General features: G+C 69.2%; 9 protein-coding genes and 2 pseudogenes. 6 read left to right on the forward strand and 5 right to left on the reverse strand.

Features of this window, described 5'->3' with window-relative positions; all coding sequences use genetic code 11:
- Both AC08OO_RS19720 and AC08OO_RS19725 read right to left on the reverse strand, forming a co-directional pair.
- A partial coding sequence (locus AC08OO_RS19720; RefSeq protein ID WP_476618870.1) for a GntR family transcriptional regulator occupies nt 1–318 on the reverse strand: 318 nt, incomplete at its 3' end.
- 109 nt (nt 319–427) lie between these two features.
- Nucleotides 428–1234 carry an IS5 family transposase gene (locus AC08OO_RS19725; RefSeq protein ID WP_035912658.1) on the reverse strand — a complete coding sequence of 269 codons (807 nt, stop codon included), beginning with the start codon at nt 1232–1234 and terminating at the stop codon, nt 428–430.
- A 106-nt stretch (nt 1235–1340) separates the two neighbouring features.
- On the opposite strand from AC08OO_RS19725, the gene AC08OO_RS19730 reads away from it, so the two are divergent.
- Nucleotides 1341–2117: a class I SAM-dependent methyltransferase gene (locus AC08OO_RS19730; protein ID WP_476611362.1), complete on the forward strand. Its 777-nt coding sequence runs from the start codon at nt 1341–1343 to the stop codon at nt 2115–2117.
- Between the two features lie 15 nt (nt 2118–2132).
- On the opposite strand, the gene AC08OO_RS19735 is transcribed toward AC08OO_RS19730, so the two are convergent.
- Both AC08OO_RS19735 and AC08OO_RS19740 read right to left on the reverse strand, forming a co-directional pair.
- Nucleotides 2133–3098: a D-alanine--D-alanine ligase family protein gene (locus AC08OO_RS19735; RefSeq protein ID WP_023842090.1), complete on the reverse strand. Its 966-nt coding sequence runs from the start codon at nt 3096–3098 to the stop codon at nt 2133–2135.
- A 28-nt stretch (nt 3099–3126) separates the two neighbouring features.
- Nucleotides 3127–4326, reverse strand: coding sequence for an aminotransferase-like domain-containing protein (locus tag AC08OO_RS19740; RefSeq protein WP_476611365.1), 1200 nt, complete (start codon nt 4324–4326; stop codon nt 3127–3129).
- Nucleotides 4327–4517: 191 nt separating this feature from the next.
- Between AC08OO_RS19740 and AC08OO_RS19745 the strand changes: the two are divergent.
- The 4 genes and pseudogenes from AC08OO_RS19745 to AC08OO_RS19760 form a co-directional block, all read left to right on the forward strand.
- Nucleotides 4518–6043 (forward strand): annotated as a pseudogene (locus AC08OO_RS19745) (Hsp70 family protein); the annotation flags it as partial.
- A gap of 287 nt (nt 6044–6330) precedes the next feature.
- Nucleotides 6331–6600 carry a hypothetical protein gene (locus AC08OO_RS19750; RefSeq protein ID WP_023842085.1) on the forward strand — a complete coding sequence of 90 codons (270 nt, stop codon included), beginning with the start codon at nt 6331–6333 and terminating at the stop codon, nt 6598–6600.
- Nucleotides 6600–6920: a type II toxin-antitoxin system PemK/MazF family toxin gene (locus tag AC08OO_RS19755; protein WP_277870118.1), complete on the forward strand. Its 321-nt coding sequence runs from the start codon at nt 6600–6602 to the stop codon at nt 6918–6920. Before AC08OO_RS19750 ends, AC08OO_RS19755 begins: the two co-directional genes overlap by 1 nt.
- A 179-nt stretch (nt 6921–7099) precedes the next feature.
- The gene (locus tag AC08OO_RS19760) at nt 7100–7723 is read left to right on the forward strand and encodes an HAD family hydrolase (RefSeq protein ID WP_476611363.1); all 624 of its coding nucleotides are present in this window, start codon (nt 7100–7102) and stop codon (nt 7721–7723) included.
- Between the two features lie 471 nt (nt 7724–8194).
- On the opposite strand, the pseudogene AC08OO_RS19765 reads toward AC08OO_RS19760, so the two are convergent.
- A pseudogene (locus tag AC08OO_RS19765) lies at nt 8195–8650 on the reverse strand (transposase); the annotation flags it as partial.
- A 230-nt stretch (nt 8651–8880) separates the two neighbouring features.
- Here AC08OO_RS19765 and AC08OO_RS19770 point away from each other — a divergent pair.
- A partial coding sequence (locus tag AC08OO_RS19770) for a hypothetical protein (RefSeq protein WP_476618871.1) occupies nt 8881–9140 on the forward strand: 260 nt, incomplete at its 3' end.

Here is a 9140-nt window from a genome sequence, read left to right on the forward strand (position 1 = left end):
GGGTGGCGCAGTGGGTCGCCAGTGGCCGGCGGCGGCGTTGAAGATGTAGCCGAGTTCGTTGCGGCGGACCTGGCTGCCGACGTCGACGGGCTGCGGGGGTGCGGTGGGGTCGAGGACGAGGGCGCCGGAGCGGTCGGCGATGCGGATGCGGCCTTCGAGGGCCAAGAGGCCGAGGGCTTCGGTCAGGACGCCGCGGCCGACGGAGAACTCCGCGGTCAGCTGGCTGTGGCCGGGCAGGCGGCTGCCCACGGGGTAGGGGGTGGGGTCGGCGTCGAGGCGCCGGCGTAGCTCGGCGGCGATTTCCTCATATCTGGGCATACCGGCACTCCTCGTCACTCAAACTGTACCGGTACTGTTTTCGATCTCTCGATAGGATCACTCTTCCTGTACCGGTACAGCAGACGTTACCAGCGTGTAAGAGCTGGTTTCAGAACGATCCTTGGATCTTGCGAAGGCAGATGATCGAGCAGGCCAGCGTGAGGAACGCCTGATGGATGTCGTCGCGGCGTTCCCAGCGGGTCCGGAGTCGGCGGAACTGGTGCAGCCAGCCGATGGTTCGCTCGACAGGCCAGCGCTGGGTGCCAAGACCCGAGCCGTGCGGCGTCCCGCGTCGGGCGATGACCGGCGTGATCTGCCTGCGGGTGAGCTGACGGCGGTAGGCGTCGTGGTCGTAGGCACGGTCCGCGAGCAGGTAGCGGGGGCGGTGGCGAGGCCGACCGCGGCGGCCACGGATCAGCGGGATGGCGTCGACCAGCGGGATGAGCTGAGTGACGTCGTTGCGGTTACCGCCGGTCACCGATGCGGCCAGCGGAACCCCGGTCGCATCGGTGATCACATGGTGTTTGCTGCCGGGATGCGCCCGGTTGACCGGGCTCGGCCCGGTCTGGGCCCCCCCTTTTAGCGCGTGCAGGTGAGAGGAATCGACCAGCGCCCGATGCAGGTCCAGCCCGTCGGCGGCGTTGCACTCGGCGAGCAGCGTCTCGTGCAGACGCTGCCAGACCCCGGCGGTCTGCCAGTCCCGTAGCCGCCGCCAGCAGGTCACCCCCGACACCCCGAACAGGGTGGTCGGCAGCCGCCGCCACGGCACGTCGTTGCGCAGCACCCACAGGATGCCTTCCAGTGCCGCCCGGTCATCCGCTGGCAACCGACCCGGGTACCGGAACCGCCGCGTGCGTTCCGGGAGCAGCGGCGCAAGCCGCGCCCACAGCTCCTCCGTCACCACCTCATCGCGCATGGCACCAGAGATCTACCGGCTTGTTCGAGATCATCCTGGTATGACACGCCGTGGTTGACCGATCTTTGTGAAACCGGCTCTAACGCCACGACGGGTGAGGTGTTCGATGCCAGCTGATCACTACCAGGAGTCGACGTACGGCGATGCGATCGCCGACACCTACGACGACCTCTACGGCACCTTCGCCGCGGACCCCGTGCAGATCAAGGTGCTCGCCGCGTTCGCCGGGGACGGCCCGGCGGTCGAGGTCGGCTCGGGCACCGGACGGGTCGCGCTCCCCCTGGCCCGCGCGGGGGTCCCGGTCGTCGGGATCGACGCTTCCGGGGAGATGACCCGCCAACTGCACCGATCCGCCGTGGCAGAGGGGCTTGCGGTCACCGCAGTCGAAGCCGACGCGGCGACCTTCACCGTCGCCGACCCGGTCCCCCTGGTCTATGCCGTGTTCAACACGTTCTTCCTCCTCGCCGACCGCGACGTCCAATCCCGGTTCCTGGCGCAGGCCGCGAAGGCCCTCGGCGACGGCGGATCGCTGGTGCTGGAGACGTTCGTGCCCCGGCCGGGGCGGCTGCCGGACGGGCCGCATCCCGGCATGTTCCCCGCCGACTCGGCCGTGGTGGTCAAGCAGCGCAGCACCGAGCGTGTGGTGCTGTTCGCCGCCACGAACACTCCCACCGCCCGCACCTTCGACTACCACGAGATCGTGCTGGCCGACGGTGCGCCGGTCCGGATGTACCCGGGCCGGATGCTCTACCTGTGGCCCGAGGAGATCGACGCCCTGGCAGCAGCCGCGGGTCTCCGACTCGCGTACCGGTGGGGCGACTGGGACGCCACCGCCTACGACCCCAACGCCGCCCGCAAGCACGTCTCGGTGTACCGCCGCTGAACGACGGTCCCGCGCTCAGCCGCGAGCGGCGTCGCGGCGGTCGTAGGCGTGGGCTGCGAGGTCGCGGCAGACCACGGCGAAGTCGAGACCGGCGGCGTGCAGCCCCATCGGCCAGGTGCTCGTGTCGGTCATGCCGGGGGCGACGTTCACCTCCAGGAACTGCGCGACCCCGTTCCCGTCGACGATCAGGTCGGTGCGGGACAGGTCTCGCAGGCCCAGCACCCGGTGCGCCGTGAGCGCGGTCTCGGCGGCGGCGCGCAGGATCTCCTCGCTGAGGCGGGCCGGGGTGAAGAACGAGGTGGCACCCGCGGTGTACCGGGCCGCGTAGTCGTACACCCCCGCCCTCGGCTCGATCTCGACGGCCGGCAGTGCGACCGGCCCCTCCCCGGTGTCGACGACCCCGATGGCGATCTCGACCCCGGCGACGGCCTGTTCGATCAGCGCCGAGTCGTGGTAGCCGAAGCAGCTCATCAGCGCCTCAGCGAGTTCACCCGCGTCCTCGACGCGCGTTACGCCGAACGCCGACCCTCCCGCGCGGGGCTTGACCACGACGGGCAGTCCCAGGCGGGCGACGATCCGCTCGATCAGCGCGGCGGCCCCCAGATCGTGAAAGGCCTCGCGGGGCAGCGTCACCGCCGCCGGGGTCGCCACCCCCGCCGCGGCGACCGCCGCCTTCGCTGTCGCCTTGTCGAACGCCACCCGGCACGCCGGGGGCAGGGCGCCGACGTAGGGCAGGTCGTACAGATCCAGCACTTCGCGGATCGTGCCGTCCTCCCCTGAGGTCCCGTGTAGTACCGGGAACACCACGTCGGGCGGGTCGGCAGCCAGCGCGGGCAGCGTCGCGGCGTCGACATCCGCCAGCTCGGCCTCGACCCCGATGCGGGCCAGCGCGTCGCGCAGCTTCCCCCCCGAATGCAGGGAGACCTCCCGCTCGGGGGACAGCCCGCCGGCGAGGATCAGCACACGGCCCAGATCAGTCATCGTCGGATCCTTCACGGTGTCGGGCATATCAGGGACGGGAGGGGTGGGAACCGAAGGTGTCACGCAGGGCCAGCTCGTCGCGCACGACCGCACTGAGGCGACCGACCCCCTCCCGGATACGCTCCGGGGACGGGTAGCAGTACGACAACCGCATGCTGGTACCACCCGACCCGTCGGCGTAGAACCCGACCCCGGGCACATAGGCCACCCGGGCGGCGATCGCCCGCGGCAACATCGCCTTCGTGTTCACCCCGTCCGGCAGCGTCAACCACACGAAGAACCCCCCGTCCGGCCGAGTCCAGGACGCACCGGCGGGCATCGCCTCGTCCAGGGCGTCGAGCATGGCGTCGCGGCGCTCCCGGTACATCTCCCGGAACGCCTTCACCTGCTCCGTCCACGGCTGCGTCGCCAGATACCGCTCCACCGCCAGCTGCGTGAACATCGACTGCGACAGGATCGCCGACTCCGCCGCCAACACCAGCCGCGCCGTCACCGCCGGCGGAGCCAGCGCCCACCCCACCCGCAGCCCCGGCGCCAACGTCTTCGAGAACGACCCCAGATACACCACGTCGTCCGCCGCGTCGGCGCGCATCGCCCGCACCGGCTCACCCGTGAACGACAGCAACCCGTACGGGTTGTCCTCCACCACCAGCACCCCCGCCCGGCGGCACAGCTCGATCACCTCGGACCGCCGCGGCGCCGTCAGCGTGATCCCCCCGGGATTCTGAAACGTCGGCACCGTGTACAGCAACTTCACTTGGGCACCGTCCGCGGCCAGCCGCGCCAACATCTCCGCAAGCGCGCCCGGCGACAGGCCGTCGCCATCCATCGGCACATGCACGATCCGCGCCTGATAGGCCGCGAACGTGTTGATCGCCGTCACGTAGGTCGGCCCCTCGGTGACGACCACGTCGCCCGGGTCGATGAACACGCGGGTGAGCAGATCCAGCGCCTGCTGCGACCCGGCGGTCACCACCACATTGTCAGGGTGGGCGTCGGTGATGCCCTCCATCGCCATCACGTCACAGATCCGCGCCCGCAACCCCGGATCGCCCTGCGCCGAGCCGTACTGCAGCGCCACCGCACCCCGGCTGCGCACCAGCTCCGAGACCGTCGCCGCGACCGCCTCCAACGGAAGGACGTCCACCGGGGGCATGCCGCCGGCGAGTGACACGATCTCGGGACGGGATGCCACCGCGAACAACGCCCGAACCTCGCTCGCGATCATCCCCTGAGCACGCTGGGCGTACTGATCCCGCCACCGATCGAGAGTCACGCTCCGCGAGACTACCTGCCGTACCCACCTCACCGCACACCAGGCCGCGACCACCACGACGATCGCCATCCGCCCTGCCAGTCCTCGACGCCATCACGATCATCCTATCGAGGCGTCGCTACGACCGTTTGCCCCCGCCCTCCACTGTCCGGTCCGTCACCCGCCGCCTGGGCGCCGGCTGGAGCGTCGACATCGACGGCGATAGGTACCTCGCGCAGCAGATCCTCGCCTTCCTGCTGTCCGATCTCGTTCGCGGTGCCGAGACCCACCTCGGCGAGGCCGTGGGCTCGGCCGTCATCTCGGTCCCCGTGACCGCCGGCTACCCGCTGCGGCGGGCGGCGGCCGAAGCCGCAGCGATCGCCGGCCTGAGAGCCGAGCTGCTCATCAGCGGCCCCACCCTGACGGGCCTCGCCTACGCCCACGACAAGGGAGACCGGGAACAGACGATCCTGGTCTTCGACCTTGGCGGTGGCACCCTGGACGTGTCGGTGCTGGAGCTCGGGGACGGTGTGGTCGACGTGAAGTCGACGGCGGGCGACCCGGGCCTCGACGGCGGGCGACCCGGGCCTCGACGGCGACGACTGGGACCAGCGGATCATCGATCATCTGGTCAGGACCTTCCAGGGCCGGCACGGCGTCGACCTCGGCACGGACAGGACGGCGCTGGAGCGGCTACGGGAGGCCGCCGAGAAGGCCAGGATCGAACTGTCGCAGTCCACCCAGACCTCGATCACCCTGCCCTACCTCACCACCTCGGCCGAGGGCCCGCTGCACCTGGATGTGACCCTAACGCGGGCCGAGTTCCAGCGAATGACCCAGGATCTGATCGACCGCTGTCGGATCCCGTTCCGGCAGGCCGTCAAGGACGCCGGGATCAAGGCCAGCCGAATCGACCACGTCGTGCTCATCGGCGGCTGCACCCGGATGCCGGCCGTCGTCGACCTGGTGCGCGAGCTGACCGGCGGCAAGGAGCCGAACAAGAGCGTCAACCCCGACGAGGTCGTCGCCGTCGGCGCCGCGCTGCGGGCCGGTATCAGGATGGGGGAGGTCAGGGACGTCTTTGACCTCGATGTCATTCCGCTGTCCCTGGGCGTCGAGACCGAGGGCGGCGCCATGACCACGTTGATCGAGCGCAACACCACGATCCCGACGAAGCGCTCCGACATCTTCACGACGGCCGAGGACAACCAGCCGTCCGTGCGGATCCAGGTGCTCCAGGGCGAGCACGAGATGGCGGCCCACAACAGGAAGCTCGACAGGTTCGAACTCACCGGCCTGCCCGCGGCGCGGCGCAACGTGCCGCGGATCGAGGTAACCATCGACATCGACGGCGACGGCGACATGTACGTCTCGGCGAAGGACCTCGGCACCGGCCGGGAGCTGTCGGCGCAACTCGGCGCGGACACCGCGCTGTCGCGACAGGACCTCGACCGGATGACGGCGATCGCGCGCAGGCAGTTCGTTCGACCAGGACCGCCGACGCCGCGAGGAGGCCGAGACCCGCAACCAGGCCGAGCCACTGGCCCACGCGGCCGAACGACTCCTCGCCGAGCGCGGGAGCCGGTCCAGAGCCGCCGCCCGCGCCGACGTCGAACGAGGGCTCGCCACACTGCGCGCTGCCCTCGCCGGCAGCGACCCCGCCGCGATCCGCGCCGCCGCCGAGGACCTGCGAAGACGGCTCCGACGCACCGCAGGCACACCCGAACTGCTCAAACGACCCTGGCGGCGCGCCGGACGTACGGAACCTTGATCGCGGCAGTCGGCGTACTGCGCCCGAGCCGTGCGGCGTGTGCAACGCGGGTGCGGACCAAGGGCCGTCCGGACCACCTAAAGATGCTGGTGAGACGCCTGAAGCTATGCCGGCACGATCGGTACCACCCCCAGGACACACATGCCTCGATCTGCGCGTCCGCCAAACCCACCCCGACTGTTGTACGTTTGTTGTACGGTGGCCTCATGAGTGTCGGGTTCCGTCCCACCGAAGAGGACCTCCGGATCGTCGAGGCCAACCGCCGTCAGGACGAGAAGACCAGCGACGTCATCCGGCGTGCCCTGCGGCTGCTGGACCGGGAGGCGTGGGAGACGCGCGCCCGCGAGGACATGCACCGGCTGCGGAACGAGGACCTGTCCGCCGAGCCCGACGCGTGGGGGTATGACACCAACGGCAATATTGTGATCACAGGTACGAACCTCGCGGTACCAGCCAGGTCCCAGGACCAGCCCTGATCCGCGGGGCGGTATACCCGGTCGACCTCGGCGACGCCAAGCGCGGGCATGAACAGCGGGGGCGTCGGCTCGGCCTCGTCCTGAGCATGGAACAGAACACGTGGTCCACGGTCACGATCGCTCCCACGTCGACCAGCGCGCAGGCATCCACCTTCAGACCAGAGGTGATCATTGCGGGACGGTCGACCAGGATCCTGATCGACCAGATCCGGACCATCGACAGCGCCTATGTCGCGGGTGAACTCGTGGACTACCTCTCCCGCGATGACATGGCCCAGGTCGAGCACACCCTCTCGCGCTACCTCGGCCTGCTTCGCTAACGCGTCGCCCGGTGCTCCCCGTAGATCAGCCTCCCCTCACGACTGGACACCCACCGGGCATCTTGTGGACGTCCCCCCAGCAGCCTCCGCCTGGCGGGCCAGACTCTGTGGGACATCTGTGGGACATCTGTGAGAACGGCTGCCCCATTGACCCGGTCTCGAAAAGGAGGCGAAGATCGGTGGCAGGCGTCAGGCACGTGCTGTTCGACGCGGACGGAGTCCTTCAGGAGATCCCTGTAGGTTGGTACGCGGCGATGGAGCCGTACCTGGGCGAGCGTTCGCGGGAGTTCCTCCACCGGACCTGGAAGGACGAGCTCCCGATGCTCGCGGGGCGCGGTGACTATATGCCGGTGCTCGCGGCGACCCTGGCCGAGTTCGCCGTATCGACGCCGGTCGAAGACGTGTACCGAGACGTGTGGCACCGGATCGACGTCATGGACGAATCTCTCGCGCTGGTCCGGGCCCTGCGGTTGCGCGGTTACGGTGTCCATCTCGGCACGAACCAGGAGCGGCACCGCGCCGCCTACATGCGCTCGGCGCTTGGCTACGACCGCTTGTTCAACGTCAGCTGCTACTCCTGCGACCTCGGCATCGCCAAGCCCGCCCCCGCCTTCTTCACCGAGGCCGCCCGCCGCATCGGCGTGGACCCGGCCAGCATCCTGTTCATCGACGACAACGAGAAGAACATCGCAGGCGCCCGTATCGCTGGTCTCGCCGCGGAGCAGTGGACCATCACCCAGGGCCGCCACACCCTGCTCCCCTTGCTCGCCCGACATGACGTCATCCCAGACCACACGGGTTGATTCACTCGCAGCAGGATTCCACCAGACGTCGGGCCGCTGGAACCATGTCGCCGCACAGTCCCATCGGCCGAGCCGCGCGGCATGTGCACCCCAGGGATGGACCCGGGATGCGACCCGATCACCCAAAAGATGCCGGTCAGAACCTTGATGGCGGTACAGGCACGGTCGGTACCATCCCCGGGTTGCAGATGCAAGGCCGCTTGGGCTCCGCCCTTCCGCAGGCCGCACTTTGGCTTATTTTGTCCATATGGATGAAGGGTGGCCCGGTCAGGGCCCACAAAAGCCCTGGCCGGGCCGGCGCTGGCTCAGAGCACCGTCGGCTGGTGGTGGCTGCCGTACGGACGGGTGATGATTTCCATACCATGCCCCGCCGGATCCATAAAGTACACGCCCAGGCCACCGTGGTTTCGGTTGGGGAGTGTCAAGATAACGGCTCTGCCAAGATAACGGTGTAAATCGGGTTGAGGTGGGCTACTTGCGGCCTGCGGTGAGCCGGCCGTCGAACGCGACGTCGAAGGCGTTGAGAGCGCCCTTCCAGCGGATCACCCAGCGCTTGCGGCCCTGCCCGGTGGGGTCGAGGCTCATGACCGCCAGGTAGATGCACTTCAGCGCGGCGGTCTCGTTCGGGAAGTGCCCGCGGGCCCGGACCGCGCGGCGGATCCGGGCGTTGACGCTCTCGATCGCGTTGGTCGAGCAGATGACCCGGCGGATCTCGGCGTCGAAGGCCAGGAACGGCGTGAACTCCGCCCAGGCGTTCTCCCACAACCGGACGATCGCCGGATACTTCCCGCCCCAGGCCTCGGCGAACTCCAGCCACCGCTCGGTGGCGGCGGCCTCGGTCGGGGCGGTGTAGACGGGCCGCAGCGCCTTCGCGATCTGGTCCCAGTCCTGCCGGGCGGCATACCGGAAACTGTTCCGCAGCAGGTGCGAGTTATGCCGACGTCGACATAAGATCCATTATGCCGACGTTCGAGTTATGCCGAGGCGCGACCCGAAGCCGCCGCTACCAGCCTCTCGTACCGCAAGGAGGTCGGCATAATTCGGCTGGTTCGATCTTCCCTTGTCGCCGCGATAAGGGATGCGTCCAGGGTAAACATTCACGTAGATTCGTGATCTTGCGGTGAGTGGCTGGTGTTGGAGCCGGGTGTGGATGTTGTTTGCCGTTCTGGTGTGTCGTGCGTGGCGGCGTGGTCGGGGCGTGGTGGTGTGGCCGGGTGCCGCCGGAGGAGATGTCGCGTGAGGGGCTGGTTGCTCTCGTGGTGGCGCGGGCGGGGCTGATCGAACAGCTGCGGGCCGGGATCGCCGAGCGGGAGGAGCGGCTGGCTGGGCAGGAACGTCGGGTCGAGGAGCTGGCGGCGGAGGTCGACCGGTTGAGGCGGGCGGGCTCGCGGAACTCGGGGAACTCGTCGTTGCCGCC

The organism is Frankia sp. CeCAU1 (genome assembly GCF_977971845.1).